The organism is Thalassovita taeanensis, from assembly GCF_900110775.1.
Taxonomy (GTDB): domain Bacteria; phylum Pseudomonadota; class Alphaproteobacteria; order Rhodobacterales; family Rhodobacteraceae; genus Litorimicrobium; species Litorimicrobium taeanense.
The window spans coordinates 1-26,593 of sequence record NZ_FOEP01000012.1; the positions used below are offsets into that span (position 1 = coordinate 1).

The 26,593-nt window shown below is 62.7% G+C and carries 24 protein-coding genes and 1 tRNA gene; 14 read left to right on the forward strand and 11 right to left on the reverse strand.

Translation table 11 applies throughout. From position 1 onward, the window contains the following. A partial coding sequence (locus tag BSF79_RS14505) for an EF-Tu C-terminal domain-related protein (RefSeq protein ID WP_217650079.1) occupies window positions 1-72 on the forward strand: 72 nt, incomplete at its 5' end. Window positions 73-415: 343 nt separating this feature from the next. After that, window positions 416-491, forward strand: a tRNA-Trp gene (locus BSF79_RS14510). Window positions 492-651: 160 nt separating this feature from the next. On the opposite strand, the gene BSF79_RS14515 is transcribed toward BSF79_RS14510, so the two are convergent. After that, window positions 652-1,350 (reverse strand): glutathione S-transferase family protein, encoded by a 699-nt coding sequence (locus BSF79_RS14515; RefSeq protein ID WP_090270554.1) that lies wholly within the window; start codon window positions 1,348-1,350, stop codon window positions 652-654. Window positions 1,351-1,603: 253 nt separating this feature from the next. Between BSF79_RS14515 and mscL the strand changes: the two genes are divergently transcribed. After that, window positions 1,604-2,032 (forward strand): large conductance mechanosensitive channel protein MscL, encoded by a 429-nt coding sequence (gene mscL, locus BSF79_RS14520; RefSeq protein ID WP_090270555.1) that lies wholly within the window; start codon window positions 1,604-1,606, stop codon window positions 2,030-2,032. Between the two features lie 89 nt (window positions 2,033-2,121). Here mscL and ald read toward each other — a convergent pair whose 3' ends face one another. Further along, window positions 2,122-3,237, reverse strand: coding sequence for an alanine dehydrogenase (ald, locus tag BSF79_RS14525; RefSeq protein WP_090270556.1), 1,116 nt, complete (start codon window positions 3,235-3,237; stop codon window positions 2,122-2,124). Window positions 3,238-3,385: 148 nt separating this feature from the next. On the opposite strand from ald, the gene BSF79_RS14530 reads away from it, so the two are divergent. Genes BSF79_RS14530 through BSF79_RS14540 form a run of 3 tightly spaced genes read left to right on the forward strand, consistent with a single transcriptional unit; the run spans window position 3,386 to window position 6,050 of the window. Beyond that, window positions 3,386-3,844: an Lrp/AsnC family transcriptional regulator gene (locus BSF79_RS14530; RefSeq protein ID WP_090270557.1), complete on the forward strand. Its 459-nt coding sequence runs from the start codon at window positions 3,386-3,388 to the stop codon at window positions 3,842-3,844. A 57-nt stretch (window positions 3,845-3,901) separates the two neighbouring features. Further along, window positions 3,902-5,491 (forward strand): GMC family oxidoreductase, encoded by a 1,590-nt coding sequence (locus BSF79_RS14535; protein ID WP_090270558.1) that lies wholly within the window; start codon window positions 3,902-3,904, stop codon window positions 5,489-5,491. Between the two features lie 4 nt (window positions 5,492-5,495). Then, a complete protein-coding gene (locus tag BSF79_RS14540) occupies window positions 5,496-6,050 on the forward strand; it encodes a flavodoxin family protein (RefSeq protein ID WP_090270652.1) in 555 nt (184 codons plus the stop codon). A 175-nt stretch (window positions 6,051-6,225) separates the two neighbouring features. On the opposite strand, the gene rpsU is transcribed toward BSF79_RS14540, so the two are convergent. Then, on the reverse strand, window positions 6,226-6,432 hold the full coding sequence (gene rpsU, locus BSF79_RS14545) for a 30S ribosomal protein S21 (protein ID WP_058263026.1): 207 nt from the start codon (window positions 6,430-6,432) through the stop codon (window positions 6,226-6,228). Window positions 6,433-6,543: 111 nt separating this feature from the next. On the opposite strand from rpsU, the gene BSF79_RS14550 reads away from it, so the two are divergent. The 4 genes from BSF79_RS14550 (at window position 6,544) to BSF79_RS14565 (ending at window position 9,882) form a co-directional block, all read left to right on the forward strand. Beyond that, a complete protein-coding gene (locus BSF79_RS14550) occupies window positions 6,544-7,230 on the forward strand; it encodes a COQ9 family protein (protein WP_090270559.1) in 687 nt (228 codons plus the stop codon). 10 nt (window positions 7,231-7,240) lie between these two features. Further along, window positions 7,241-8,224, forward strand: a complete 984-nt coding sequence (locus tag BSF79_RS14555) for an NAD(P)H-quinone oxidoreductase (RefSeq protein WP_090270560.1) — start codon at window positions 7,241-7,243, stop codon at window positions 8,222-8,224. 171 nt (window positions 8,225-8,395) lie between these two features. Next, a complete protein-coding gene (locus BSF79_RS14560) occupies window positions 8,396-9,370 on the forward strand; it encodes a quinone oxidoreductase family protein (RefSeq protein ID WP_090270561.1) in 975 nt (324 codons plus the stop codon). 164 nt (window positions 9,371-9,534) lie between these two features. Then, window positions 9,535-9,882, forward strand: coding sequence for an H-NS histone family protein (locus BSF79_RS14565; protein WP_342741881.1), 348 nt, complete (start codon window positions 9,535-9,537; stop codon window positions 9,880-9,882). Between the two features lie 8 nt (window positions 9,883-9,890). On the opposite strand, the gene BSF79_RS14570 is transcribed toward BSF79_RS14565, so the two are convergent. After that, window positions 9,891-10,541, reverse strand: a complete 651-nt coding sequence (locus BSF79_RS14570) for a ribonuclease T2 family protein (protein WP_090270563.1) — start codon at window positions 10,539-10,541, stop codon at window positions 9,891-9,893. Window positions 10,542-10,664: 123 nt separating this feature from the next. Here BSF79_RS14570 and BSF79_RS14575 point away from each other — a divergent pair, with 123 nt between their 5' ends. Both BSF79_RS14575 and BSF79_RS14580 read left to right on the forward strand, forming a co-directional pair. After that, complete coding sequence (locus tag BSF79_RS14575; RefSeq protein WP_090270564.1) at window positions 10,665-11,405, forward strand: DUF1013 domain-containing protein; 741 nt, start codon at window positions 10,665-10,667, stop codon at window positions 11,403-11,405. A 473-nt stretch (window positions 11,406-11,878) separates the two neighbouring features. Then, a complete protein-coding gene (locus tag BSF79_RS14580; RefSeq protein WP_175545339.1) occupies window positions 11,879-13,051 on the forward strand; it encodes a type III PLP-dependent enzyme in 1,173 nt (390 codons plus the stop codon). An 85-nt stretch (window positions 13,052-13,136) separates the two neighbouring features. Here the strand turns inward: BSF79_RS14580 and BSF79_RS14585 are convergent, their stop codons facing one another. Beyond that, window positions 13,137-14,660, reverse strand: a complete 1,524-nt coding sequence (locus tag BSF79_RS14585) for a bifunctional aminoglycoside phosphotransferase/ATP-binding protein (protein ID WP_090270566.1) — start codon at window positions 14,658-14,660, stop codon at window positions 13,137-13,139. An 87-nt stretch (window positions 14,661-14,747) separates the two neighbouring features. Continuing rightward, the gene (locus BSF79_RS14590) at window positions 14,748-17,354 is read right to left on the reverse strand and encodes a cation-translocating P-type ATPase (protein WP_090270567.1); all 2,607 of its coding nucleotides are present in this window, start codon (window positions 17,352-17,354) and stop codon (window positions 14,748-14,750) included. Window positions 17,355-17,627: 273 nt separating this feature from the next. Here BSF79_RS14590 and BSF79_RS14595 point away from each other — a divergent pair, with 273 nt between their 5' ends. Beyond that, window positions 17,628-18,845, forward strand: coding sequence for an acetyl-CoA C-acetyltransferase (locus BSF79_RS14595; protein WP_090270568.1), 1,218 nt, complete (start codon window positions 17,628-17,630; stop codon window positions 18,843-18,845). Between the two features lie 64 nt (window positions 18,846-18,909). Here the strand turns inward: BSF79_RS14595 and BSF79_RS14600 are convergent, their stop codons facing one another. From BSF79_RS14600 to BSF79_RS14620, 5 genes are all read right to left on the reverse strand, one after another. Further along, a complete protein-coding gene (locus BSF79_RS14600) occupies window positions 18,910-19,953 on the reverse strand; it encodes an acyl-CoA dehydrogenase family protein (protein WP_090270569.1) in 1,044 nt (347 codons plus the stop codon). Next, on the reverse strand, window positions 19,950-21,101 hold the full coding sequence (locus BSF79_RS14605) for an acyl-CoA dehydrogenase family protein (protein ID WP_090270570.1): 1,152 nt from the start codon (window positions 21,099-21,101) through the stop codon (window positions 19,950-19,952). The genes BSF79_RS14600 and BSF79_RS14605 overlap by 4 nt, the downstream gene beginning before the upstream one ends. 11 nt (window positions 21,102-21,112) lie before the next feature. Beyond that, on the reverse strand, window positions 21,113-22,342 hold the full coding sequence (locus BSF79_RS14610) for a CaiB/BaiF CoA transferase family protein (RefSeq protein ID WP_090270571.1): 1,230 nt from the start codon (window positions 22,340-22,342) through the stop codon (window positions 21,113-21,115). Between the two features lie 161 nt (window positions 22,343-22,503). Next, window positions 22,504-23,307, reverse strand: a complete 804-nt coding sequence (locus BSF79_RS14615) for a crotonase/enoyl-CoA hydratase family protein (protein ID WP_090270572.1) — start codon at window positions 23,305-23,307, stop codon at window positions 22,504-22,506. Window positions 23,308-23,509: 202 nt separating this feature from the next. Continuing rightward, complete coding sequence (locus tag BSF79_RS14620) at window positions 23,510-24,289, reverse strand: IclR family transcriptional regulator (RefSeq protein ID WP_090270573.1); 780 nt, start codon at window positions 24,287-24,289, stop codon at window positions 23,510-23,512. Window positions 24,290-24,436: 147 nt separating this feature from the next. Between BSF79_RS14620 and BSF79_RS14625 the strand changes: the two genes are divergently transcribed. Next, on the forward strand, window positions 24,437-26,593 hold the full coding sequence (locus tag BSF79_RS14625; RefSeq protein WP_090270574.1) for a malate synthase G: 2,157 nt from the start codon (window positions 24,437-24,439) through the stop codon (window positions 26,591-26,593).

Sequence of the window (26,593 nt, forward strand, 5' to 3'; positions counted from 1 at the left end):
GGCCTGCGCTTCGCCATCCGCGAAGGCGGCCGTACCGTCGGCGCCGGCGTCGTGTCGAAAATTCTGAAGTAATCAAACCTTCGGGTTCGAAGAGGAAAGGGCTGCCCTGTTGGGTGGCCCTTTTCGTTTGTGGCGGTGGTGGTGTGATCTGGTTGAGGCGCCTGATGGCGCCGCAGGTTCAGCGCTGACGCGCGGTTGGCGCCCGGCCGCGCGAGGGGCGGCGTATGCCGGAGCGGTTCAGGACGGCAGTGGGCGCGCGAGTGCTGTGGAATGGGTTGCCCGAGCGGCTCTGGGCGCGGGTCGAGGTTCTTCAGGCGGAGGTGAGCGCTTGGGCCCCGGTTGCAAGGTTTTATCAGAACTGTGAAGATCATGCTTGAATTCGCAAAAGGAGCGCCGTAAACAGCGCATCGGCCATAGGGGTATAGCTCAGTTGGTAGAGCGACGGTCTCCAAAACCGTAGGTCGAGGGTTCGAGCCCTTCTGCCCCTGCCATTTTCCACATTTCCGATAAGGATCGCCGTCCCGCAGGGCGGCCTTTGGTGTTGGTTGGTTTGTTGCACCGGACGCCTGACCAAATTGAGCTCGGCCTGAGCTTGCAGGTTTTTGCCCGGTCCGCCTTGGGGTGGCGGGCCGGACAGCTTGCTGGGGTGTGTTAGGCGCGCGGTGGGATGTTCTGACCGCGCTGCACCGCCGGACGGGCGAGGAAGCGGGCGAGATAGGCCACGGTATTGGGGAACGTGTCCCAGCCCAGCACCTCTTTGGCGCCATAGAATTCGAGCGCGTTCAGCCAGGGGGCGATGGCGATATCGGCGATGGAATAGTCGCCCGCGATCCAGTCCTGACCCTCTAGCTGCTTTTCAACCACGGCCAGCAGGCGCTTTGCTTCGTTGATATAACGCTCGCGCGGGCGGGGGTCTTCGATCGCGGCGCCTGCGAATTTATAGAAGAAGCCAAGCTGGCCCAGCATCGGGCCAAGCCCGCCCATCTGGAACATCACCCATTGGATGACCTTGTAGCGTTGCGCCGGATCGGTTGGCAGGAGCTTGCCGGTCTTTTCCGCCAGATAGATCAGGATCGCGCCGGACTCGAACAGGCCCAGCGGCGCGCCGCCGGGGCCGTTGGGATCGACAATGGCGGGGATCTTGTTGTTGGGATTCAGCGACAGGAATTCGGGGCTTTTGACGTCGGCATCGGCCAGCGTGACCAGATGCGCCTCGTAGGGGAGGCCGGTTTCTTCGAGCATGATGGAAATCTTCACGCCATTCGGCGTTGGAAAGGAATAAAGTTGCAGCACTGAAGGGTCGGCTGCGGGCCAGCGCCTGGCCACGGGGAAATCATCGGGAAAAGTCATTGCAGGCTCCTGTTCATCTACAGGGGGGAAAATAGGCTATTTTTCCCAATGAAACAGACATGGTTCTGTGGAAAAGAATGATACACTGTGTGCAAGGGCGCGCGAACGAACAAAAGCCCTTAATACTGCGTTATGGCCCGACATTGGACCAATGCGGGGCATCATGCAGAAAATACTAAATGGGAAGGGGCGGTTTCGTCTTTTGTCGGAAGAACAGCCGACGCGACCGTCACGATAGAAAGAAGAGGGACAAATGTTTCAGGAATTCAAGAACTTCATCGCCAAGGGCAATGTCATGGACATGGCTGTTGGTATCATTGTGGGCGCAGCCTTCACCGCGATCGTCAGCTCGATGGTGGCGGATCTGATCAACCCGTTGATCGGCTTGTTCACCGGTGGGATCGACTTCACCAACAACTATGCCGTGCTGAGCGGTGACGTGCCTGCGGGGGCCAGCCTTGCGGATGCCCGCGATGCCGGAGCGTCGATTTTCGCCTATGGTAGCTTCATCATGGCCGTTGTTAACTTCGTGATCATCGCGTTCGTGGTGTTCTTGCTGGTCAAGATGGTCAACCGCGTCAAGGATGCGGCCGCCAAGGAAGAAGAGGCAGCACCTGCGGCGCCTGCCGGTCCGAGCGAACTGGATGTTCTGCTGGAAATCCGCGACTCGTTGAAGAAGTAAGCATTCGTTTAGGGTGTTAACGGAACGGCCTGCCCCAAGGGGCAGGCCGATTTGCGTTGTAGGGGCGTGTAACACGGGTGCCGGGGGTGTCAGGCCACCAGCGATTGCGCCGAGACTGTCTCAAGCCCCAGGGCCGCGCCCACGGCGGCATAGGTCAGTTGCCCGGCGTGGACGTTCAGCCCCGCCAGCAGGTGGGGATCATCGGCGCAGGCCTGCTTCCAGCCCTTGTCGGCCAAGGCCAGCAGGAAGGGCATGGTGGCGTTGCCAAGCGCGATGGTCGAGGTGCGGGCAACGGCACCGGGCATGTTGGCGACGCAATAGTGCATGACGCCGTCGACATCATAGATCGGGTCCTGATGCGTGGTGGCGTGGCTGGTTTCAAAGCAGCCGCCCTGATCAATCGCCACGTCGACAATTGCAGCGCCGGGTTTCATGGTCGACAGCTGTGCGCGGCTGACCAGTTTGGGCGCGGCTGCGCCCGGGATCAACACCGCGCCAATGACCATATCGGCCTGTGCGATCAGTTCAGCCGTGTTGCCCGCACTGGCATAGCCGGTCTTGAAGGTGCCGCCGAACACATCGTCGAGATAGCGCATCCGGGGCAGCGAGCGGTCGAGCACGGTGACATCCGCGCCCATGCCTGCGGCCACACGCGCGGCGTGGGTGCCGACTACGCCGCCGCCGATCACAACCACACGGGCCGGGCCGACGCCGGGCACGCCGCCCAGCAGAACGCCGCGGCCGCCATTGGCCTTTTGCAGGGTCCAGGCACCGACTTGGGGCGCCAGTTTGCCGGCGACTTCGGACATCGGCGCCAGCAGGGGCAGCCCGCCCGAGCGGTCGGTGACGGTTTCATAGGCGATCGCGGTGCAACCCGAGGCCAGCAGGTCGCGGGTTTGATCGGGATCGGGGGCCAGATGCAGATAGGTGAACAGCAGCTGCCCTTCGCGCAGGCGTTTGCGCTCGACCGGCTGGGGCTCTTTGACCTTTACGATCATATCGGCGGTGGCAAACACCTCTTCTGCGGTGTCCAGAAGGGTGGCGCCAGCGGCCAGATACGAGGCATCGTCGAAGCCCGAGCCAAGACCCGCACCTTTTTCAACGACCACCTGATGGCCGTGGCTCACGGCCTCGGTCACGGCGTTCGGTGTCATGCCGACGCGAAATTCCTGGGGTTTGATTTCTTTGGGGCAGCCAATTTTCATGGGTCTTGTCCTGTGTTGGGGGTGGGACAGTAATGCGGACAGAATGTCGCATGTGGCGCGCAAAGCGATTGAAAAACAGGTCGCGTTCCCGGCTCTTTTGTGAATATTCTAGCGCCAAATGGGACTACCTTCGAAGGAATATGCACAAATGGCTTTGGATCAGACGGATCGGCGTATTCTGAAGGTGCTTCAGCGCAAGGGGCGGATTTCCAATGCGGACCTGTCCGAGGCGGTCAATCTGTCGCCGTCGGCCTGTCATCGCCGGGTTCAGCGACTGGAGGTGGATGGGTATATCCGCGACTATGTGGCGTTGCTGGATGCACGCAAGCTGGGGGTGCCGACGACGGTGTTTGTCGAAATCACCCTGTCGGGGCAGGCCGATGAGGTGCTGGATGCGTTCGAGCGCGCGGTGTCGCGAATCCCGGATGTGCTGGAGTGTCATCTGATGGCCGGCACAGCGGATTATCTGTTGAAGGTCGTGACCGAGAATACCGAAGATTTTGCCCGCATTCATCGTCAGCACTTGGCGCGGTTGCCCGGCGTGGCGCAGATGCAAAGCAGCTTTGCCCTGCGCACGGTGTTCAAGACAACCGCACTGCCAGTCTGAGCCATTGCCATCGCCGCCTCTATCGCCCATTTTGCCCCAAAACGGGAGGGGCATGTGATGCAGTGGGATTATATCGTGGTCGGGGCGGGCAGCGCAGGCTGCGTGTTGGCCAAGCGGCTGACGGATGCGGGCCACAAGGTGCTGCTGCTTGAGGCGGGCGGGCGCGATTCCTATCACTGGGTGCATATCCCGATGGGGTATCTGTATTGCATCGGCAACCCGCGCACCGACTGGATGTTCAAGACAGCCGAGGAGCCGGGGCTGAACGGGCGGTCGTTGATTTATCCGCGTGGCAAGGTTCTGGGTGGGTGCAGTTCGATCAACGGCATGCTGTATCTGCGCGGGCAGGCGGCGGATTATGATGGCTGGCGGCAGATGGGCAATACCGGCTGGGGCTGGGATGATGTTCTGCCGTATTTCATGAAATCCGAAGATTACGTCGATGGCGCCAGCGAGATGCACGGCGCGGGCGGCGAGTGGCGCGTCGAGAACCAGCGGCTGCACTGGGATGTGCTGGACGACTGGATGGCGGCGGCGGTGGCCGAGGGGCTGCCTGAGGTAACGGATTTCAACACCGGCAACAACGAAGGTGTCGGCTATTTCCGGGTGAACCAGCGAAGCGGCTGGCGGATGAACACGGCCAAGGCGTTTTTGCGCACGACCAAAGGCCAGGGCCTGCAGGTGGAAACCCACGCCCATACGCGGCGGGTGATCATCGAAGATGGTCGCTGTGTCGGGGTTGAATACGAACAGAAGGGGCAGATCAAGACCGCGCGCGCAGGCGGCGAGGTGATCTTGTCGGCGGGGGCGATCGGGTCGCCGCAGATTTTGCAACTGTCGGGGATCGGACCAGAGGCGGTGTTGCGCCGTAACGGAATCGAAGTGGTGCAGGACAACGCCGGGATCGGGGCGAACCTGCAAGATCACCTGCAACTGCGCTGTTCTTGGCGGCTGGAGGGGGCGAAGACCCTGAACACCATGGCCAACAGCCTGTTTGGCAAGGCCAAGATCGGACTGGAATATGTGCTCAAACGCTCGGGGCCGATGTCGATGGCGCCCAGCCAGTTGGGGGCATTTGCGAAATCGCGGCCTGATCTGGACACACCGGATCTGGAGTTCCATGTGCAGCCGCTGACGCTGGAGGCGTTCGGGCAGCCACTGCATGATTTCCCGGCGATGACGGCCAGCGTGTGCAACCTGCGCCCCGAAAGCCGGGGTGTGGTCGAGATCACCTCGGCCGATCCCAAAGCGGCACCGAAGATTGCGCCGAATTACCTGTCCACCGAGGGGGATCGGACGGTTGCGGTCAATTCGATCCGGTTGGCGCGGCGGATCATTGCGCAGGGGCCGATGGCGAAATATTCCCCGGTCGAGATGAAGCCGGGCATAACCGAGGCAAGCGACGCCGAGCTGGCACGCGCGGCGGGTGATGTTGGCACAACGATTTTCCACCCCACCGGCACGGTGCGGATGGGGGCGGATGCGGCGGCGCCGCTGGACCCAAGGTTGCGCCTGCGCGGCATTGCCGGGCTGCGGGTGGTGGATGCAAGCGTGATGCCGACGATTGTCAGCGGCAACACCAATTCCCCGACGATTATGATCGCGGAAAAAGCCTCTGATATGATCCTGTCCGATGCCCGGAGCTGAGCGCATGGTAAATGTGGCAATCGCCTATTTCTCGGGTCGTGGGCACACGTTGCGCCTGGCAGATTACATTGCCGGGGCGTTGGGCGATGAGAACTGCAACGCGCGCCTGATCGACGTGACGCAGGTGACCGAGATGGATTGGGCCGCGATGGAGGCCGCCGATGCGATCCTGTTCGGCGCGCCGACCTATATGGGCAGCGTCGCGGCCGAGTTCAAAATGTTCATGGACAGCACCAGTGGGATCTGGTCGGAGCAGCTTTGGGCCGACAAGCTGGCCGGTGGGTTCACGGTGGCGACCTTTCCGGGGGGCGATAAGCTGAGCAGTCTGATGCAGATGAACATCTTTGCCGCGCAGCACGGCATGGTCTGGGTCGGTCAGGATCAGATCGGCGCGCCGGTGGTGCCGGAAAACGATGGGATCAACGCGTCTGGGGTCTGGCTGGGACTGGGGGCCACAACCTCGCGCGATAAGACGTTGATGGTGCATCAGGGTGATCTTGAAACCGCGCGGCGGTTCGGCGTCAGGGTTGCACGGGCGGCGCGGCGCTGGTCGGTTTAAGGCAACTGACGGTTCGCTTGGCTGTCGTGCACAGGAATTTGGGGGGCGGTGAAATGCGCGCCCTATTTCTTTTTGCCACAAATGCGCAAAAACAGGGGGCTGGAAATGACAAACCCCCGGGCGGGTGCCTCGGGGGTCGTCGTGTTTTAAGCGTTCAGCTTTCGAGAGAGGTTGCTTAGAGCATACCTTCGCGCTGTGCTTTCTTACGTGCCAGTTTACGGGCACGACGGACTGCTTCAGCTTTCTCGCGCGCTTTTTTGACGGACGGTTTCTCGAAATGTTGCTTGAGCTTCATTTCGCGGAAGACGCCTTCACGCTGCAGCTTTTTCTTCAGGGCACGAAGCGCCTGATCGACATTGTTGTCGCGAACACTAACCTGCATGTGGTTTTCACCACCTTTCTAAGTTGAGTTGCAAGGATTTGCAGGAAGTGGCCATATAGCAAAGCCGATCCTATTTGTCTAGGGTGGGGCGAGTTGACAAGGAGGTCGCGGATGACTGTGCCTGATCTGAAGGAAACCCTGTTGCAGGCGGCGCTGCCGCATGTGGCATTCGATGGCTGGTCGGAGGCGACATTTCAGGCGGCTGTGGCGGATGCTGGCGTGACGATTGGCGCGGCGCGGGCGGTGTGTCCGCGCGGGGCGGTGGATCTGGCGCTGGCCTATCATGCGCAGGGCGATGCGGCGATGGTGGGGCGTTTGCAGGCCGAAGACCTGTCTGAGCTGCGGTTTCGCGACCGGATTGCGAGTGCGGTTCGGTTTCGGCTTGAAGCGGCAGAGGACAAGGAAGCGGTGCGCCGGGGGACGGTCTTGTTTGCGCTGCCGCAGTATGCGGTGGATGGCGCGCGGGCGATCTGGGGCACGGCTGATCTGATCTGGACGACATTGGGCGACAGTTCGGACGATGTGAACTGGTACACCAAGCGCGCGACGCTGAGTGCGGTTTATGGCGCAACGGTGCTGTTCTGGCTGGGCGATGATTCGCAAGGATCAGAGGCGACCTGGGCGTTTCTGGACCGCCGGATTGATGATGTGATGCAGTTTGAGAAGGCAAAGGCCGGGGTGCGGGACAACAAGGTGCTGAGCCGGTTGTTGTCTGGCCCGCTGGCGATGCTGGACAGGATCAAGCCCCCCGCCGCCGCGCGGGAGGATATGCCGGGCCGATGGTCCGGCCGCAGGTAAGGAGAACACGATGACCGAGACAATGCGCGCGATCGAGATTTCAGAGCCGGGCGGGCCGGAAGTGCTGCGCCTGTGCGAGCGCCCGATGCCCGTGGCGGGACCGGGGCAGGTGGTGATCAAGGTGGCCTATGCCGGGGTGAACCGGCCCGATGCATTGCAGCGGGCGGGGGCCTATGCGCCGCCACCGACGGCCAGCGATCTGCCAGGGCTGGAGGCCTCGGGCGAAATTTATGCGGTTGGCGAAGGGGTTAGCGATTGGTCGGTCGGTGATCAGGTCTGCGCGCTGCTGCCGGGTGGGGGGTATGCGGAATATGTGATGACGCCAGCGGCGCATTGTTTGCCGGTGCCCGAGGGCATGGGGCTGCGCGAGGCGGCGTGCCTGTGCGAGACATATTTCACCGTCTGGTCGAACGTATTTCAGCGCGGTGGCCTGAAGGCCGGAGAGCGGTTTTTGATCCACGGCGGGTCGTCGGGGATCGGCACGACGGCGATCCAGCTGGCGCGGGAATTTGGCGCGCGGGTGTTTGTCACGGTCGGCAGTCAGGACAAGGCGGCCGCCTGTGCGGCGCTGGGAGCGGAACGCACGATCATCTATAACGACGAGGATTTCGTCGAGGTGCTGCGCGGCGAAGGCGGGGCTGACCTGATCCTGGATATGGTGGGGGGCTTGTATATTCCACGCAATATCAGAGCCTTGGCCGATGATGGCCGGTTGGTGCAGATCGCGTTCCTGCAAGGGCCGAAGGTTGAGGTCAACTTTGCGCAGGTGATGACGCGGCGGCTGACGATCACCGGCAGCACGTTGCGGCCACAAAGTGACCTGGCCAAGGCGCGGATCGCCGAGGCGCTGCGCGCGCAGGTGTGGCCGTTGCTGGATGCAGGCAAGATTGCGCCGGTGATGGACAGCGAGTTTGCGCTGAAAGATGCCGCCGACGCCCATGCCCGGATCGAGGCCAGCGGCCACATTGGCAAGATCGTTCTGCAGGTCGCCTGAGGCGCGGACCCGGCAAAAGCCGGGCTGCACCACAGGGCTGCACGGGGCATGCACATAACATGCACATCCGATGCATATGCGGATGTGCGGCGGGCGGTCTTGACCCGAGCCGCGCCAGAGGCATTTTATCGGGTTCAAAATAAGTCAGACGAAATGACGGGGAGGAATAACATGGCGCGCACGGTAATCATCGAAGAGGTCGGCGGACCCGAAAAGCTGAAACTGGCGGATCTGCCGGTGGGCGAGCCCGGTCCGGGGCAGGTTCGGATCCGGCACAAGGCCTGCGGGCTGAATTTCATCGACTGCTATCAGCGCAGTGGGCTGTATCCGATGCAGCTGCCGCATGCGCTGGGCATGGAGGCCTCGGGGGTGATCGAGGCGGTGGGCGAGGGCGTGACCCATCTGAAGGTGGGCGACCGGGCGGCCTATGCCGCGAACCCGCCGGGATCATATTGCGAGGCGCGGGTGATGCCCGCAGCGCAGGTGTGCCCGCTGCCCGATGGCATTTCGTTTGAAGAGGGCGCGGCGATGATGCTGAAGGGCATGACCGCGCAATATCTGTTCCACCGCACGACGCCGCTTAGGCGTGGCGACACGGTTCTGTTTCACGCAGCTGCCGGGGGCGTGGGCCTGATCGCGTGCCAATGGGCGCGGTCCGAGGGGATCACGCTGATCGGGACGGCGGGCACGGATGAGAAATGCGCGCTGGGGCTGGCACATGGCGCGAGCCATTGCATCAACTACCGGACCGAGGATTGGGCCGCTCAAGTGCGCGACCTGACCGGCGGCAAGGGCGTGGATGTGGTGATGGACGCTGTGGGGGCGGACACGTTCGAGGGATCGTTGGACAGCCTGAAGCCGCTGGGGATGATGATTTCCTTCGGCAATGCCTCGGGGCCGGTGCCGCCGTTCAATCTTGGAGTGCTGGGGCCAAAGGGATCGCTGAAAATCACGCGCCCGACGCTGTTTACCCATATTGCCGATCACGACGCCTGTCAGGAAATGGCGCAGCATTTGTTTTCGAAGGTGTTGGCCGGGGATGTGGTGATCCGGATTGATCAGCGGTTCCCGTTGGAGCAGGTCGCCGAGGCGCATCGTGCGTTGGAAGCACGCAAGACGACGGGGTGCACGATCTTAGAAGTGTGAGAAGGACTCGCCTTCTGGTGGTCTTTCAATTAGCGTCACTCGCGTTGCGAGAGATTGGGGCGGAATGTCGCAGAAACGCGCGTGTTTCGCTGTGGCGGGCATTGTAGTGCCTTGTTTTTACTTGCATGAGTGAATGGGGATGACAGGGAACAGGAGATTTGGCTTTGTCAGATACAACAAACGAGTCAGGTGCGGATCTTTCCGAGATGACGCTGGCCGAGTTGAAAGCGCTTGAGAAGAAGGTCGTCAAGGCGATCGCAAGCTATGAGGCGCGGCAGAAGAAGAAGGCACGGGATGTGCTGGAAGCCAAAGCCAAAGAGATGGGCTTTAGTCTGGCCGAGCTGGCCGGGGACGATGCACCCAAGGCCAAGCGCAAGGTGCGCGGTGTAGGTGTTGCGAAATACCGCAACCCGGACGACGACAGTCAGACCTGGACCGGGATGGGGCGTCGGCCAGGTTGGGTCATCGACGCGCTTGATGCCGGCGGTTCGCTGGACGATCTGGCGATCTGATCTTCGGGTCAGTCGATCGGGTCAAGTAGCGCGTTTTTCATCCGGCAGTCCTGCACCATGTCGCGGGCGCAGGGGACGGGGTCGAGGGTTTTCGACAGGCACAGGCGCGCCTCTTGGATACGGCTGTCTTTGCAGGTGATGGTCAGCATGTCCGGCGTCCATGTCGGGTTGGCTTGCAGGAAGGCTTGCTCGACCACCGAGGCGGGCAGTTTCACGGCGCGGTCGAGTTTGCGAAACACGGCCGGGCGGTTGACCTGTTCATAGGCGCTGCGGGCCAGTGCGTAGTAGTCGGGGGCTGACAGGCCCGTGCAGCGGCCGTGCTTTTTCCACTGATACCAGGCAAGACCGGGGGTGCCCATGATGTCGGCCATGGCTTGGCTCATGGCGCGGGTCGGGTGCGGTTCGGTGGTGCGGCAATAGGCGGGCCAGCCTTGTTCGTATTGCGGCCAGAGCCCGTGCAACACCCAGCCGAAATCGGCATCTTCATCACATTGTGGCGAGCGCCGCGCGGCGCCTTCGGTGGCGCACCAGTTGGGCGACCAGCTGAGCGAGAGCACGTAGTAGTCGAATTCACCGGCTTTTTCGCCATCGGCGTGGGTGGCGGGTGCTGTGGCGCAGAAGATCAGCGCGCATAGCAGTGCGGCAAAGGCAGATCGCATTCACTCTTTCCTTATCGGTTTGGGCGCATTATATACGCCAGCAGTTCCCCCACAACGGAAACCGGCCCAAAGGGTCCGCCTGTTTTCAGGCAGCGGGGAAGATTTGGGTCAAGGAGAAACGTTATGGCCAAACCGATCATGGCGAAGGCAACCGCCGTCTGGCTGGTGGACAATACGACGATCAGCTTCAAACAGATTGCCGATTTCGTTGGCATGCACGAGCTGGAGATCCAGGGGATCGCCGATGGTGATGTGGCCGCGGGCGTCAAGGGATTTGACCCGGTTGCGAACAATCAGCTGACCCAGGAAGAGATTGATGCGGCCGAGGCAGATACGATGCACCGGCTGAAGCTGAAGTTCAACGCCGCCGCCGTGGGCGAGGAAAAGCGCCGTGGCCCGCGCTATACTCCGCTGTCGAAGCGGCAGGATCGCCCGGCCTCGATCTATTGGCTGGTGAAGTTCCACCCGGAGCTGACCGATGGTCAGATCAGCAAGCTGGTGGGCACCACAAAGCCGACGATTCAGGCGATTCGCGAGCGGACCCATTGGAACATTGGCAACATTCAGCCGGTCGATCCGGTGGCGTTGGGATTGTGCAAGCAGTCCGAGCTGGATGCCGCCGTGCAAAAGGCCGTGGCCAAGAAGGCTGCCGAGGGTGGCGTGATGAGCGATGACGAGCGCCGCAAGCTGGTGAGCACCGAGCAGTCGCTGGGCATGGAAGAAGCGCCGCGCATTCCGACCGCGATCGAGGGGCTGGAAACCTTCAGCCTGCGTGAGGACGATGAGGACGAAGAAGACGAGATCATCGACGCCGAGAGCTTTTTCAACCTGCCGGGCAGTGCGGACGAAGACGAGCAGCCGTAAGGCGACGCGATTTCAGTATTTTGGCGAAGGCCCGGGCGGTTGTCCGGGCCTTTGGCGTTTTGGCGGTGGGCAACGGTGTGCAGTGAGTATTTTGATCAGAAAGAAGCGAAGTGGGTGCTTTGCTTCGTGATCGGGGTCGGGCGATTGCGGGCGCGGCTGAAGATTGCCGGTGGTTGGGCACGGATATGGCGCTGATCCGGGGCTGCGGGGCGGGTGTGTGTGGTCAGATTTAACGGGGCCGCCGCGGGGGTGTTTTGATCAAATTATGAAAAATGGCGCCCATAGAAGAATTATTTTGTCTGAGGGCAAAAAAATGATTGAATGAGGCTGCAAGTGGTTCTACATGCGGTTTCAAGACGCCAACGCACGCGCCTCTGGCCGGGTCGGACATCCAACCCCGTGTTTACGTAGCGACGGTAACGTCTCCCTTGGAAGTGAGCGGTCATAGATGGCCGGGTCTATTGGAGATGACCATGAACGCATACGTAAACCCCTTTGCGGGCGGCGAAGCCGTACGCTCGTCTGACCGTATCGAAGCTTTTATCCGTTCGGCGCAGTTTGATCGCCCGACGCTTGTACTGGACCGTGAGGCCGTGGCCCGCCAGTTCCGTGCGCTGAAATCCGGCCTGGGCCGCGCGCACATCCATTATGCTGTCAAAGCCAACCCGGCGCGTGAAGTGCTGGAGGTTCTGGTCAACGAGGGTTCGCATTTCGATGCGGCATCGCGCGGCGAAGTTGAGCTGTGCCTGAGCCTGGGTGCGCATCCCGAGGATATTTCGTTCGGCAACACGGTGAAGCGCGCCAGCGACATTGCGTTTGCGTTCCACGCCGGGGTGCGGCTGTTCGCGGCCGATGCCGAAGAAGAGCTGGAAAAGCTGGCCGAGCATGCGCCGGGTGCGGAAGTTTACATTCGTCTGCTGGTGGGGGCCACCGGTGCCGATTGGCCGCTGAGCCGCAAGTTTGGCTGTTCGCCCGAGATGGCAGAGCCGCTGATGGCGCGTGCGATTGAGTTGGGCCTGAAGCCGGTTGGGCTGTCGTTCCATGTTGGGTCGCAGACTCGTCAGGCCGAGATGTGGCGCGAGACGCTGGATCAGGTTGCAGCGGTGTGGGCTTCGGCGCGCGCCAATGGCTTTGCCCTGAACATGATCAACATCGGTGGCGGGTTTCCGGCGTTTTACGGCGAAGCGATTGAGCCCGCGTCGGTTTACGCGGCGCATGTGATGCAGATGGTCGAGGCGCGGTTCGAGGGCGCTGAGCGGATCATGGCGGAGCCGGGTCGTGGCATGGTGGCCGAGGCGGGCATGATTGCCGCCGAGGTGCTGCTGGTGTCGAAGAAATCGGCGGATGATCTGTGCCGCTGGGTGTATCTGGATATCGGCAAATTCTCGGGGTTGGCTGAGACAATGGATGAGGCGATCCGGTATCAGTTTGTCACCGACCGCCCGCACGAAGAGACCGGACCCTGCATTCTGGCTGGTCCGAGCTGTGACAGCGCCGATGTGCTGTACGAAAAACGCCCCGTTCAATTGCCCGTGGGTTTGCGGGCAGGTGATCGGATCATTATCCGCAACTGCGGCGCCTACACGTCAAGCTACTCCTCGGTTTGCTTTAACGGGTTTCCGCCGCTGGATGTTGTTGTGATCTGACACGCTGCTTGCGATGCACGGACGAGAGGAAGGGCCCGCCAGGAAACTGGCGGGTCTTTTCGTTTAGGCGGGGCGGTCATGGGCTTTACGGGAGCAGGATGGCTTTTGCGGCGTTGAGCGTTGTTTCTGGCACGCCATCTGCGGGTATCCGGTGCCAGTCGAGTGTTCCGAGCTGTGCGGTGCTTTGTTGTTGAACCACGGTTGCGTCGGCATCCGAGGCGTCACCGATCCGCGCGTCGACGCGTGAGATCAGGATGTTAAGCGGCGCTTCGAGCCAGAGGCCATGGAAGGGCAGCTCCAGGTCGGTGGCCAGTCTGGCGGCGGCCTGCCGGGTATCGGGGTCGAGGAAGGTCGCATCGAGAAGCACGGAGTGCCCGGCGCTCAGCAAGGTTTCGGCCCGTCGGAGCATGTGCTGATAGACCTGATGGCGGGCGGACTTTTTATAGTGGATTGCCGAGAGGTGGGTTTGTGTCGTCACGCCTTGCAGGGCTTTGCGCTCCAGATCGCTGCGCAGGTGGACCGCGCCGGGGGCGGCGCCGACGAGGGGGGCGAGTTCGCGCGCCAGCACGGTCTTGCCCGTCCCGGACAGGCCGCCGACGCAGATCAGCATTGGTTCGGCGGGGGACAGGGCGACCAAGGCGGCGTTGAGGTATTGCCGGGCTTTGTGGTCAGAGTGGCCCGGGATGCCGCGCGCCTGATCGGTTTGCACGGTCACCATGGCCAGGATCGCCGCGCGGACGGCAAGGAACAGCGGCATCACCGACAGGCCGCTGTCTTGTGCGCCGCCTGCGGCCAGAAGATAGGCGTTGAGCACGATATTGGCGGCGCGTGGCAGGTCGCGTTGGCGCAGGTCCATGATCAGGAAGGCGAGGTCATAGAGCACATCGCATGTGCCCAGCGTTTCGTCGAATTCGAGCGCGTCGAAGGGGACGGGTTTGCCGTCGATCAGGACCAGATTGCGCAGGTGCAGGTCGCCGTGGCAGCGCCGGACCTGCCCTTTGGTGCTTCGCTGGGTCAGAAGAGGGGCGGCGGCGCATAGCGCGGTCAGTGCCATTGCGTTGAAGTCCGCCACGCGGGTGGCACCGAGGGCGGCGTGCATGTCGGCAAAGACGCGGTCAAGTTCTGACAGGATGTCGTCGATCAGGCGGGTGCCGTCTGCGGGGCGTTTGGGCGCTGCGTTGTGGTACGCAAAGACGCTTTGGCCCAGGTCCTCGGCCAAGGTGTCGGTGAACCTGCCGGTGTCGGCGACGACGGCAAGTTCAGCCTCAGCCGGGAAGCGCCACATGCGCAGCACCCATTCGACGGGAGGCCCGTGCCCGTCGAGCGCCAGTGTGCCGTCGGCTTCGCGGGTGACGGCGATCACATCGCGGTAGATGGTGGGGGCGGCGGGTTTGTTCAACGCGAGTTCGCGGCGCACCATTGTTTCGCGCAGGGCGAGCGTGGACAGGTCCATGTAGTCATACTTCACGGCGCGTTTGATTTTCAGTGCGACGTCGCCCGCCAGAAAGATCAGCGCGCCGTGGGTTTCCACCACGCTGACCGGGCCGTTGCCGGGGTGCCCTGCCGGAGAGCTGAGATAGGCGATGACATTTGTCTGATCGTCTTGCATTGGGCGCTCCGGATTGCGAGTTCAGGATGCGGCGGGCTTCCGATAGGCATCATAGTACGGCCTTGATCCCCGCCGCATTGACCGAGATCATGCGGCAGGGGCGGCTTTCCCGGACCGTGCGCGGCTGGCAAGGATCGCCTTGATCAGTTCGGGCACGATAATCAGCGGCAAGGTGAACAGCCCGACAAGCTGCCAGTGTTCCCAGCCGATGGGCTGGGTGCGCAACAACAATTGCAGCGGGGGCCAGTAGATCGCGGCAAGTTGGGTGCCAAGCCCCAGAAGCACGGCAAGGAACAAGTAGCGGTTCGACAGCCAGCCGAGCGAGGTGCACGGCACCCGAAACGACCGGAAGGCAAACACCGCCGCCAGTTCGAAGATCACCAGCGCGGTAAAGGTCGTGGTGCGCGCGATGATTTCGCCCTCGGCGAGCAGGCTTTGGAAGATCCATATGCTGGCACCGCCGGTATAGGCCCCGAGCAGCAGGATCATCCACAGCCCCGTCCGGCCCAGAATGGTGGCATTGCGCCCGCGCGGCGGGTCCTGCATCTGTCCGGGTTCGGCCTTTTCCAACCCCAGTGCCACGGCGGAAATGCCGTCGGTGACAAGGTTGATCCACAGGATTTGAGAGGGCAGGAAAATCAGCGGAAGCCCCATCAGGATCGCGCCAAACAGCGCCACGGCCTCGCCCGCGTTCGAGGACAGCAGATAGCGTGCGAACTTGCTGATGTTTTCAAATTGGCGACGGCCCTGGGCGATGGCACCCACGATCGTGGCGAAGTTGTCGTCGAGCAAAACGAGGTCCGAGGAATCGCGGGCAACATCGGTGCCGCGCTGCCCCATGGCGATGCCGATATCGGCCCGTTTCAAGGCGGGGGCGTCGTTGACGCCGTCCCCGGTCATCGCCACGGTTTCGCCGCGGGCCTGAAGCGCCGTGACAATGCGCAGCTTGTGCGCGGGGGTGGTGCGGGCGAAGAGGACGTCGCGGCCCAGGACCTCGGTCAGGTCAGCATCGGTCATATCCTCAAGCTCGGCCCCGGTCAGGGCAATGCGTGCGGGCAGGCCAAGTTGCTGGGCAATGGCGCGTGCGGTTGTCGGGCCATCGCCGGTGATCATGATCACCTGAATGCCAGCGGCGCGGCAGGCCTGAATGGCGGCGCCGACTTCGGGGCGGGGCGGGTCGATCAGGCCGACGAGCCCCTGAAAGATCATGTCGCGTTCTTCGGTGTCGCCGTCCTGTGCCGCGCGCGCGGCCAGCCCGATCACCCGCAGGCCGTTTTCGGCCATCTGGTGATAGGACGCCATGATTTTGGACCGCAGTTCATCATCCAGCGGATATGTCTTTTGATCGATAACGGCGGAGTTGCAAACGCTGAGGATGTGTTCCGGGGCGCCCTTGGCGTGCAATGCAAAGCTGTCGTCGGTGCGGACAAGCATGCTCATTCTTTTGCGTTCGCTGGAAAACGGGTTTTCGGCGACCAGACGTTCGGGGGTGGGCAGCGTGGCCCAGCCTTTGTAGGCGAGCGTGACAAGCGCCCCTTCGGTGGGAGAGCCGAACATGGCCCAGGTGTTTTGCGCCTGTTCCAGTCGCGCATTGTTGCACAAAAGCGCGGTTTCCAGAAGGTTCGCCAGTTCGGGATCATCCGCCGCGCGGCATTTGCGGCCGTTCCGGGTGATATGCCCGGCCGGATCGCTGCCGGTGCCGGTGACCTGATACTCGGCGCCCAAGGTCCAGATGCGGACGGCCGTCATCCGGTTTTCGGTCAGCGTGCCGGTTTTATCGGTGCAGATGACGGTGGCGGCCCCGAGGGTTTCAACCGCCTGAAGCTGACGCACCAAGGCTTTTTGGCGGGCCATCGCGGTGGCGCCCAGTGTCAGCGAGATTGTCAGGACCACCGGCAGGCCTTCGGGCACCAGCGAGACCGCCAGCGACAGCCCGGTCATCACCATGACAAACAGATCGCGCCCGGTGAAATAGCCGATGGCCACGGTCGCCCCGGCAATCACGACGGCCAGGATTGCGATCTGCATGGCAAGCCGCGCCATCTGTATCTGCAAAACGGTGGGCCGTTCGCTGATGGTGCTGGTCAGCCCGGCGATCTGGCCGAATTTGGTCAGTGCGCCGATGGCGGTCACGATGGCCTTGCCGCGCCCGGTGGTGACTGTTGTGCCCATGAACAGGTTTGGCTCACCCAGCCCGGCAGTTTTGTCGACGTGGTCGGATTCGCCGCTGAGCGCGCTTTCGTCGACCTGAAGCCCGGCGTGTTCGATAAGCGTCATATCGGCCGGAATCCGGCTTCCCTGCTCGATAAGGACCAGATCGCCGGGCACCAGTTCGGTCGCGGGGATGGATTTTTCCTGCCCGCCGCGAATGACGTGTGCGGTTGGGGACAGCATCCGCCGCAAAGATTTGATGGCATTGTCGGTGCGCCATTCCTGCGCAAAGCCAAGCAGGGCATTCATCACAACCACGATGCCGATCGCGGCGGCATCGACAATTTCGCCCATGGCGAAGGCCGCCGCCATTGCGACAATCAGAACCACCACCAGAACGCTGGTAAATTGCCGCACAAGGATGCGCAGGCCGCGAAAGCGCGTGTCGTGAACAATCTCGTTGCGGCCATAGCGGGCCTGCAACGGAGCAATCTCTGAGTCTGTCAGCCCTTGGGTCGGCGCGGGCGCCTTTGCATCGGACATGAATTCCCCTTCCAGAGTTTCCTATGCCCGAGTTTCTGCGTGGGTGCGGAAGGCATTGACATGACACGGATCAAGTTAAGGCGAATATACTGCGGCTTTGCCACAGATTTGTGCAGCTTCTATCGGCATCGGCGTCAGGGTTGTGCACGCCAGAAAGCAATTGCGCGTGGTGGGGGCAGGGCATACGTTTTGCCTGAAAACAGAAGATAATTTTGCGATGCGGCACGGGCGGTGTCTGATGCCGATTGAATTTTTGAGGGGAAGTAAGTGATTATGCGTGATGTCGTTATCTGTGAGCCGGTCAGGACGCCGGTGGGGCGCTATGGCGGTCAGTTCAAATCTCTGTCCGCGCACGAATTGGGGGCGGCGATCCTGCGGGGGCTGGTGGAGCGGTCCGGTCTTGACCCGGCCAGCGTGGATGATGTGATTTTCGCGCAGTGTTACCCGTCGATGGATGCGCCGGCGCTGGGGCGTGTGGCGGCGCTGGACGCTGGGTTTCCGGTCGAGGTGGGTGGTTTGCAGCTGGATCGGCGCTGCGGGTCGGGATTGCAGGCGATCATCAACGCGACGATGCAGGTTGCCACCGGGGCTTCGGACGTCGTGATCGCGGGCGGCGCGGAATCCATGAGCAACGCGCCGTTTTACTCGACCGCCGCGCGCTGGGGTGTGACCGGGGCCGGGCTGATGCTGAATGATTCATTGGCGCGGGGCAGGGTGACGGCGGGGGGCACGAATTTCCCGGTGCCGGGGGGGATGCTGGAAACGGCGGAAAACCTGCGGCGCGATTATGCGATCCCCCGCGAGGAACAGGACGCCTTTGCCGCCACATCGCAGGCGCGGGCCGTGGCCGCGCAGGAGGCGGGGCGGTTTGACGACGAGATCGTTCCGGTGACCATCACGAGCCGCAAAGAGGGCACGAAGGTTATTGATCGCGACGAGCATCCGCGGGCGGGCACGACGGCGGAAAGTCTGGGTAAGCTGCGGCCAATTCTGTCGGGGTCTGACAGTGAGGCGACGGTGACGGCGGGCAATGCCAGTGGTCAGAACGACGGGGCCTCGGCCTGCATTGTGACCACCAGCGCGCTGGCCGCGCAGAACGGGTTGCGCCCCTTTGGGCGGCTGGTGTCCTGGGCTGTTGCCGGGGTGCCGCCAAAGCTGATGGGCATCGGTCCGGTCCCGGCGACGGCCAAGGCGCTGGCCCGCGCCGATATGCGCCTGAGCCAGATTGACCTGATCGAGCTGAACGAGGCGTTTGCAGCGCAGGTTCTGGCCTGCACCCGTGATTGGAACTTCGCCAAGTCGGATTTCGAGCGGATGAACGTGAACGGATCGGGGATTTCGCTGGGGCACCCGGTTGGGGCGACGGGGGGGCGTATTCTGGCAACGCTTCTGCACGAGATGGCCCGCCGGGACGCACGATACGGGATTGAGACGATGTGCATCGGCGGCGGTCAGGGGCTGTCGGCGGTGTTTGAACGGGTCGCGGCCTGAGCAGCCCATGCGCCAAAATCAAGAGTGTCAGGGGCGGGGATCTGATCCGCCCCTGACACACCGTTCAGCGTGCCGAAAGTCCGACCATCGTGGGCCAGGCTGCGGCGCCACCGCGTGCGATGACTTCGCGGCCCAGACGTTCGGCCCAGACGTGTTCGCTTCCGGCTTCTTCGCGCCACTGCCACAGGCGGCGCGTGAAATAGTGCAGGATATGCTCTTCGGTCACGCCGATGGCGCCGTGCACCTCGTGGGCGATCGCGGCGGATTTTGCCACAGCTGCCGAGGCGCGCTGTTTGGCGATCGCGATTTGCATGCCCGCGTTGCCAGAGCCCATGGCGGTCATCCCAAGCTGCGTCCCTGCTTTGGCGGCGGCCGCTTCGGAGGCGAGTTGTGCGACCATCTGCTGAACGGCCTGAAACTTGCCGATGGTGCGCCCGAACTGGGTCCGGGTGTTGCAATAGTCCAGCGTCAACTCCAGCGCCCGCGACAAGGCACCGGCGATATAGGCCGCGCGCAGCAGTGCGCTGACATCGCCCAAGCCAATCGCGCCAAGCGGGCCGCTGGCCTGAACAGCCGCGCCGTTCAGTTTAAGGCGGCGGGTCGGGATGCGCCCGACGGTGGAGACGGGCACAGAGGCGGCCATGGCGGCGGCATCAAGCAGGCACAGCACGCGCATGTCGTCTTGCATGGCTTCGACCAGAACGCAGCGGTCGGCGCTGCCCCATGGGATGGTGACCGTGCCAGAGAGCCCCCCGTCAGCCGAGAGCTTTGCCAGCCCAAGGGCGACAGCCGGGGCGGGGTCACTGGCGGGCAGGCCCGCCTGCGCCAGCGCCCATTGCGCGATGATCTGTTCGCCCAGATCGACCGGCGCGGCGTAGTATCCCAGCACCTCGAACAGGGGGGCGGCATCGGACCAGTCAAGCCCGGCGCCGTCCTTGTCTTCGGGGACAAGCGCCATATCCAGCCCAAGTTCCGCGACCGCGTCGTTCAGGGCCGAACCGGCGGTGCCTTTTTCGATCTTGGCAAGCAAGGGCGCATCTACGCTGGCTTCGAGCAGGCGAGAAAGCTGATCGGTCAGCATGCGGGAAATGTTTGTGTCGTCGTTCATAGGCCCAACCCCTTTGACATGATGCCGCGAATGATTTCGCGGGTGCCGCCCCTGAGTGAAAATGTCGGCGCGAGTTGCAGGATGGCGGATTGGATTTCGGCCAGATCGCCTTCGGTGTCCTGACCGAAGTCACCGCCGATGATGGCGCGGGCGACTTCGGGCATGTTCTGTTCGTGGGTCACGCCAAGGTCTTTGACCACGGCGGCCTCTTGGTTGGGCAGGATGCCATCCTGCAGCATTGTCGCGATTGACACGGACATTTGCCGCAGCACGGCGATTTCGGCGAAAAGCGCGCCTATCTTGCGTTCGGACAGGCGGTCGTCTTGCAAGGATTGGCTGTAATCAACCAGCATTTCAAACAGGGGATAGGCGCTCATGTAGCGATCCGGGCCGCTGCGTTCGAACGCAAGTTCGGCGGTCGCCTGCGCCCAGCCGGCCCCTTCTTCGCCGATCAGCGCGTCGGCGCCGACGAGGACGTTGTCGAAGGTGATTTCGTTGAAATGCGCCTCGCCGGTCAGGTCCTGAATGCGGCGGATGTTCAGCCCTGGCGCATCCATCGGCACGATCACCTGCGACAGGCCCTTGTGGCGATCCTTTGCCGTGCCTTCGGTGCGCACCAGCGCGATCATATAGTCGGAAAGGTGGCCATTGGTGGTCCAGATCTTGCGCCCGTTGATGCGATATCCGTCGGCGGTTTTTTCGGCCTTGGTGCGGACCGAGGCCAGATCAGAGCCTGAATCAGGTTCGCTGAGGCCGATGCAGAAGGAGGCATCGCCGGTTGTGATCAGGGGCAGGTATTTCTGGCGCTGGGTATCGGTGCCCGATTTCAGGATCAGCGGGCCGCTTTGGCGATCTGCGATCCAATGCGCGCCAACGGGGGCGCCTGCCGCAAGCATTTCCTCGATCACGACATAGCGTTCCATCATTGAGAAGCCGCCGCCGCCGTATTCTGCGGGCCAGGTCATGCCGATCCAGCCTTTTGCCCCGACGGCGCGGGAAAATTCACGGTCGAACCCGTTCCACGAGTGCCCCTTTTCCCACGGGGTCCATTTGTCTTTCCAATCGGCGAGAAACGCCCGCACCTCGGCCCGCAAGGCGGCTTCGGTGGGGGGCATTTCGATTTCTGAAAATCTGTATGGTTGAAACATCTCTATATCCTTCAGACAATCTGTTTGGCGCGAAGAGCGGTCAGCTCTGCGGGGGTGAGGCCCAGAAGACGGTGCAGAACCTCATCAGTATTTTCGCCCACCAGCGGCGGGGCGGTGCGATAGGTCGGGGGTGTTTTGGTCATCCGAAACGCCGAGGCGGGGGCGCGGATTTTGCCCAGCACCGGGTGCTCCATTTCCACGATCATGTCGCGGTCGATGACGTGGGGATCGGTTTCGAGATCCGGCATGGCGTTGATCGGGCCGCACGATACGGTGGCCTTGTTCAGGTGATCGACCCATTCGGCGCGGGTTTTTCCCTTGAGGGCGTCGGTGACGCACTGCTTCAGCGCGGCGCGGTTTGCCACCCGCGCGCCGTTGCTGGAAAACCTGTCGTCGGTGGACCATTCCGCGTGGCCCAGGGCCGCAGCGAGGCGGACAAATTCACGGTCGTTGAACGTGGCGATCAGGATGTGGCCGTCATCGACCGGATAGACGCCATAGGGGGCCGCGCTGGGGTGGTCGTTGCCGGTGCGGGGCAGCTCTTGCCCGGCATTCAGCCAGCAGGCGGCCGGGTTCAGCATCGTGGCGAATTGGGCGTCAAACAACGACACGTCGATGGCCTGCCCTTCGCCGGTGGCTGTGCGGTGGTGCAGGGCGGCCAGAACCGCGACGGTGGCCTGCATGCCCGCGAAAATATCCGCCATCGGGATGCCCACGCGCAGCGGGCCGCCGCCGGGTTCCCCATCGGGCAGGCCGGTGACGGTCATGGCGCCGGCCATCGCTTGCGCCAGATAGTCATAGCCCGAGCGCGACGCATATGGCCCGGTCTGACCGAAGCCGCTGACCGAGCAATAGATCAGCCGCGGGTTCAGTTGTTTCAGGTCGTCATACCCCAGCCCGTATTTGGCCAGCGTGCCGGGGCGGAAGTTTTCGACCAGAATGTCGGCGTCCTTGATCAGTTGCCGCAGCAGATCGGCGCCTTCGGGCTGTGCGAAATCAAGTGCTACCGATTGTTTGTTGCGGTTCACGGCCATGAAATAGGTTGAAAGGTTACCTTCGCGGCCTTCGATCCAGGGGGGGCCGACACGGCGCACGTCGTCGCCTTCGCCGGGGCGTTCGATCTTGATCACCTCGGCGCCGAGATCGCCAAAGGTCTGGGTCGCGTAGGGGCCGGCAATGACCCGCGTCATGTCAATCACGCGCAGGCCCTGAAGGGCTGCGGCAGTGGGGGCTTGTGTCATTTTGTGCTCAATTCCATTTCCTCGTATCACGCGTCCTGCATCATGTGGCGCGGGGGAGGGGCGAACGGAATTTCGCCGACCCGCGCAGGGGGCACATGGGGATCGCCCGCGGGGCGATAGGGGCCGCAGTGGAACGCGCCCCATGACCGCGCTGGGTCATCTTACTTTCGGGTGAACACCGGTTTGCGCTTTTCCAGAAAGCTGGTGACGGCCTCGCGGTGGTCATCGGTTTCGTGCATCAGCGACTGGAAGGCAGCAGACAGTTGAAGCACCTGCGACAGGTTCATGTTTTCACCTTCGCGCAGCAGCCGCTTGGACAGGCGCAGCGCGTGTACCGGGTTGGCGGCGATCTTTTCGGCCAAGGCGCGGGCGGCGGACATCAGGTCGTCGTGCGGCACAACGCGGGACACCAGCCCGATGCGCTCGGCCTCGGCGGCGTCGATCATTTCGCCGGTGAAGCACAGCTCGGCCGCTTTGGATGCCCCCACCGCGCGCGGCAGCAACCAGGCCCCGCCGTCGCCGGGAATGATCCCTACCTTGACGAAGCTTTCGGCGAAAATCGCCTTGTCCGACGCGATGCGGATGTCGCACATCGTGGCAAGGTCCAGACCGGCGCCGATGGCGGGGCCGTTGACGGCGGCGATGGTTGGCACCTCGAGATCATAGAGCGCCAGCGTGATCCGCTGGATGCTTTCGATGTAGCTGTAGCGGGTTTCGATTGGCGTTTCCTTCGGGGCGAAGCCGCTGCGGTCGAGCATCTTCTTGAGGTTGCCGCCGGAGCTGAAGGATGTCCCTTCGCCTGTCAGGATGACCACCGAAATATCGCGATTGCGGGCCACGTCGGCGCAGACCTCGACCACCTGATTGCAGGCGTCCACGTCAGAGATCGCGTTCCGCTCCTCTGGGCGCATCATGGTGAGGGTCAGGATTGCGCCGTCTTGTTGAACGTCGAGGAACGGTTTCATGCGGAATATCTCCAGTATGCAATTCGTTTGGTCGAAAACACGGGCCGACTGTCGCGTCCGGTCGCCGCTATGTGAATCATCTATAGCAATTATGCGGGCGCGCGTTCAATAGGGGCAAATCAACGGTCGTTGTGAAATGCCGCATCAATGAATTTAGGGGCGCGACAGGCGCGCCTGATGGCGGTTGTGCGTTGGCCTGGCTTTACTCGGGTGGTCTGCCGCCAAGGGTTGCGGTCAGTTCCGCCGCGAGCCGCATGACGATGGTGCCGGTTTCGGCGACCTTTTCCGGGGTCATGCGTGCGGCAAGGCCGGAGACTGAGATTGCACAGGCTGCTTCGGCCTGCGGGCTCCAGACGACGGCGGCGACGCAGCGCAGGCCGAGCACGAATTCTTCGTCATCCAGCGCATAGCCGCGTGCGCGCACGAGGCCGATTTCCTTGTGCACGGCGGCGCGGTCGGTCAGGCTGCGGGGGGTCATCGCGCGCAGGCCGTGCCGGTCGATGAGGCGGTCAATCGCGGCGTCTTCCCACGTCGCCAGAATGGCCTTGCCCATGCCAGAGCACAGCACCGGGACGCGCCCGCCGGGGGGCGAGATCGCCCGCATGATTTCACGGCTTTCGACCTGAGATAGGGTCACAACCTCGCCATTCTCAATGACGCCGAGGTTGGCGGTTTCACGGGTCATGTCGCGCAGGCGGCGCAGGAACGGCAGGGCGGGGACGACAAAGTTGCGTTGCCGGGTATAGGCCGAGCCGACGGCGAAGCTGCGTTGTCCGATGTGCCACCGGCCAGAGGCGGCATCTGATTGGGCAAAGCCGCGTTGTTCGAGCGTGGTCAGCAAGCGGTGCGCGGTGGAGGCCGCCAGCCCGGCGCTGCGGGCCAGATCGGACAGGCGCGCGCCGTCTTCGGTTGCGGCCATCAGTTCGAGCAGGGTCAGGGCGCGTTCCACGGACTGCACGCCGCCAGTGGGTTTTTCTGTCATCTCAGGCTCCTTCTGCGGGTACGGTGGGACAGCGGGGCGTTCCGTTCAAGGGAAATCGATTTCCGTATCGTGGAAAACTTTGACGCATTTACAGACGGTATGCGGCGGTATTCTTATGGTGGCCCTCAATCAAAGAGGAGATTCGCCATGACAGAATATGTGACGCGTGCCGGGTTGGACGTTGCCGCACCGCTGGCAGAGTTGATGGAAACCCAGGTTTTGCCCGGTCTGGGTCTGACGCCCGAGGGTGTCTGGGCGGGCTATGCCGCGCTGCTGGCGGATCTTGCGCCGGAAAACCGCCGTCTTCTGGCGGTTCGCGACGAGATGCAGGAACAGATTGATGACTGGTTGAGCGCACGCAAAGGTCAGCCTTGGGACATGGCCGCCTATCAGGCCTTCCTGCACGACATCGGGTATCTTGTGGCCGAGGGGCCAGCGTTTGAGATTTCGACGCAAAATGTGGACCCCGAGATTGCCACGCTTGCCGGGCCGCAGTTGGTGGTGCCGGTCACGAACGCGCGCTTTGCGTTGAACGCGGCCAACGCGCGCTGGGGATCGCTTTATGATGCGCTTTACGGCACCGACGCCTTGCCGGGTTCTGCCCAAGGCCCCGGATATGACCCTGCGCGCGGGGCGCAGGCCGTCGCTTGGGCCGCCGATTTTCTGGACAAGGCAGCACCGCTGAACGGGGCAAGCCATGCGGATGTGCAGGCGTACAAGCGTCAGGATGGCGCGTTGCTGGCGACAATTGACGGTGCCGATGTGGCCTTCGCTGATCCATCCGCGTTTGTGGGCTATGCTGAGGAGGGCGATACGGCGTCTTACATGCTGCGCCATAACGGGCTGCATATTGAGCTGCTGATTGATCCGTCGCATCCGGTTGGGGCGACCAGCGCGTCGGGGCTGCGGGATGTGGTGCTGGAAAGTGCGCTGACCGCGATTCAGGATTGCGAAGACAGCGTCGCTGCGGTGGATGCCGAAGACAAGGTTGTGGTCTATGGCAACTGGCTGGGCCTGATGAAGGGGGATCTGTCCGAAACCTTCAGCAAGGGCGGTCAGGAGATGACCCGCCGTCTGAACGACGACAAAGTGCTGACCGCGCCGGACGGATCGCAGTTGGTGTTGCCGGGGCGGGCTTTGCTGCTGGTGCGCAACGTTGGCCATCTGATGACGACGGACGCGGTAATGCTTAACGGGCAGGAAACGCCCGAGGGCATGCTGGATGCCTTTGTCACCGCAGCCTGCGCCATGCACGATTTGCGCAAGACAGACGGGCCGCGCAATTCGCGCGCCGGGTCGGTTTATGTGGTGAAGCCGAAAATGCACGGGCCGGAAGAGGTGGCATTTGCCGACAAGATCTATGGCCGGGTCGAAGAGATTCTGGGCCTGCCGCGTAATACGGTCAAGCTGGGCGTGATGGACGAGGAGCGCCGCACGTCGGCCAATCTGCGCGAATGTATCCGCGCAGTGCGCGAGCGGTTGGTGTTCATCAACACCGGGTTTCTGGACCGGACCGGCGACGAGATCCACACCTCGATGCAGGCGGGTGCGTTTGTGCCCAAGGGCGAGATGAAGGATGCGGCGTGGCTTGCGGCCTATGAGAATGGCAATGTCGATGCCGGGCTGGCCACGGGGATGCAGGGCAAGGGGCAGATCGGCAAAGGCATGTGGGCCAAACCCGATGCCATGGCCGAGATGCTGGAGGCCAAGGTCGGTCATCCGCTGTCGGGCGCGAATACCGCCTGGGTGCCATCGCCAACGGCGGCCACGTTGCACGCGACGCATTATCATCTGGTGGATGTGTTTGGGCGGCAGGATCAGCTGAAGGATCGCGAGGCGGCCAGTCTGACTGCGCTTTTGACGCCGCCCCTGCTGTCAGGTCGCAATCTGACCGGCGAAGAGGTTCAGCGTGATGTCGACAACAACTGTCAGGGCATTCTGGGCTATGTGGTGCGCTGGATTGATCAGGGGGTTGGGTGCTCGAAGGTGCCGGACATCAATGATGTGGGGCTGATGGAGGACCGGGCGACGTTGCGGATTTCCTCGCAGTATCTGGCAAACTGGTTGCTGCACGGGTTGGTGACGAAGGATCAGGTGATGGAAAGCCTGAAGCGGATGGCGCTGGAGGTGGACCGGCAGAACGCAGGTGATCCGGCCTATGCCCCGATCGCACCGGGATATGACGGCGTGGCCTTTGCTGCCGCTTGTGATCTGATCTTCAAGGGGGTCGAGCAACCCTCGGGGTATACCGAGCCGGTGCTGCATGCGCGTCGCCGCGAAGCCAAAGCTAAACAGGGAGTTTGA

What these genes read in the sequence shown, in the direction of transcription:
- BSF79_RS14540 (WP_090270652.1), top strand. Translation starts at nt 5,496, where the DNA reads ATGGTAAATGTGGCAATCGCCTATTTCTCGGGTCGTGGGCACACGTTG.
- BSF79_RS14535 (WP_090270558.1), top strand. Translation starts at nt 3,902, where the DNA reads ATGCAGTGGGATTATATCGTGGTCGGGGCGGGCAGCGCAGGCTGCGTG.
- BSF79_RS14615 (WP_090270572.1), bottom strand. Translation starts at nt 23,307, where the DNA reads ATGAAACCGTTCCTCGACGTTCAACAAGACGGCGCAATCCTGACCCTC.
- BSF79_RS14620 (WP_090270573.1), bottom strand. Translation starts at nt 24,289, where the DNA reads ATGACAGAAAAACCCACTGGCGGCGTGCAGTCCGTGGAACGCGCCCTG.
- mscL (WP_090270555.1), top strand. Translation starts at nt 1,604, where the DNA reads ATGTTTCAGGAATTCAAGAACTTCATCGCCAAGGGCAATGTCATGGAC.
- rpsU (WP_058263026.1), bottom strand. Translation starts at nt 6,432, where the DNA reads ATGCAGGTTAGTGTTCGCGACAACAATGTCGATCAGGCGCTTCGTGCC.
- BSF79_RS14610 (WP_090270571.1), bottom strand. Translation starts at nt 22,342, where the DNA reads ATGACACAAGCCCCCACTGCCGCAGCCCTTCAGGGCCTGCGCGTGATT.
- BSF79_RS14575 (WP_090270564.1), top strand. Translation starts at nt 10,665, where the DNA reads ATGGCCAAACCGATCATGGCGAAGGCAACCGCCGTCTGGCTGGTGGAC.
- BSF79_RS14585 (WP_090270566.1), bottom strand. Translation starts at nt 14,660, where the DNA reads ATGCAAGACGATCAGACAAATGTCATCGCCTATCTCAGCTCTCCGGCA.
- BSF79_RS14530 (WP_090270557.1), top strand. Translation starts at nt 3,386, where the DNA reads ATGGCTTTGGATCAGACGGATCGGCGTATTCTGAAGGTGCTTCAGCGC.
- ald (WP_090270556.1), bottom strand. Translation starts at nt 3,237, where the DNA reads ATGAAAATTGGCTGCCCCAAAGAAATCAAACCCCAGGAATTTCGCGTC.
- BSF79_RS14580 (WP_175545339.1), top strand. Translation starts at nt 11,879, where the DNA reads ATGAACGCATACGTAAACCCCTTTGCGGGCGGCGAAGCCGTACGCTCG.
- BSF79_RS14605 (WP_090270570.1), bottom strand. Translation starts at nt 21,101, where the DNA reads ATGTTTCAACCATACAGATTTTCAGAAATCGAAATGCCCCCCACCGAA.
- BSF79_RS14570 (WP_090270563.1), bottom strand. Translation starts at nt 10,541, where the DNA reads ATGCGATCTGCCTTTGCCGCACTGCTATGCGCGCTGATCTTCTGCGCC.
- BSF79_RS14600 (WP_090270569.1), bottom strand. Translation starts at nt 19,953, where the DNA reads ATGAACGACGACACAAACATTTCCCGCATGCTGACCGATCAGCTTTCT.
- BSF79_RS14590 (WP_090270567.1), bottom strand. Translation starts at nt 17,354, where the DNA reads ATGTCCGATGCAAAGGCGCCCGCGCCGACCCAAGGGCTGACAGACTCA.
- BSF79_RS14625 (WP_090270574.1), top strand. Translation starts at nt 24,437, where the DNA reads ATGACAGAATATGTGACGCGTGCCGGGTTGGACGTTGCCGCACCGCTG.
- BSF79_RS14595 (WP_090270568.1), top strand. Translation starts at nt 17,628, where the DNA reads ATGCGTGATGTCGTTATCTGTGAGCCGGTCAGGACGCCGGTGGGGCGC.
- BSF79_RS14550 (WP_090270559.1), top strand. Translation starts at nt 6,544, where the DNA reads ATGACTGTGCCTGATCTGAAGGAAACCCTGTTGCAGGCGGCGCTGCCG.
- BSF79_RS14560 (WP_090270561.1), top strand. Translation starts at nt 8,396, where the DNA reads ATGGCGCGCACGGTAATCATCGAAGAGGTCGGCGGACCCGAAAAGCTG.
- BSF79_RS14515 (WP_090270554.1), bottom strand. Translation starts at nt 1,350, where the DNA reads ATGACTTTTCCCGATGATTTCCCCGTGGCCAGGCGCTGGCCCGCAGCC.
- BSF79_RS14555 (WP_090270560.1), top strand. Translation starts at nt 7,241, where the DNA reads ATGACCGAGACAATGCGCGCGATCGAGATTTCAGAGCCGGGCGGGCCG.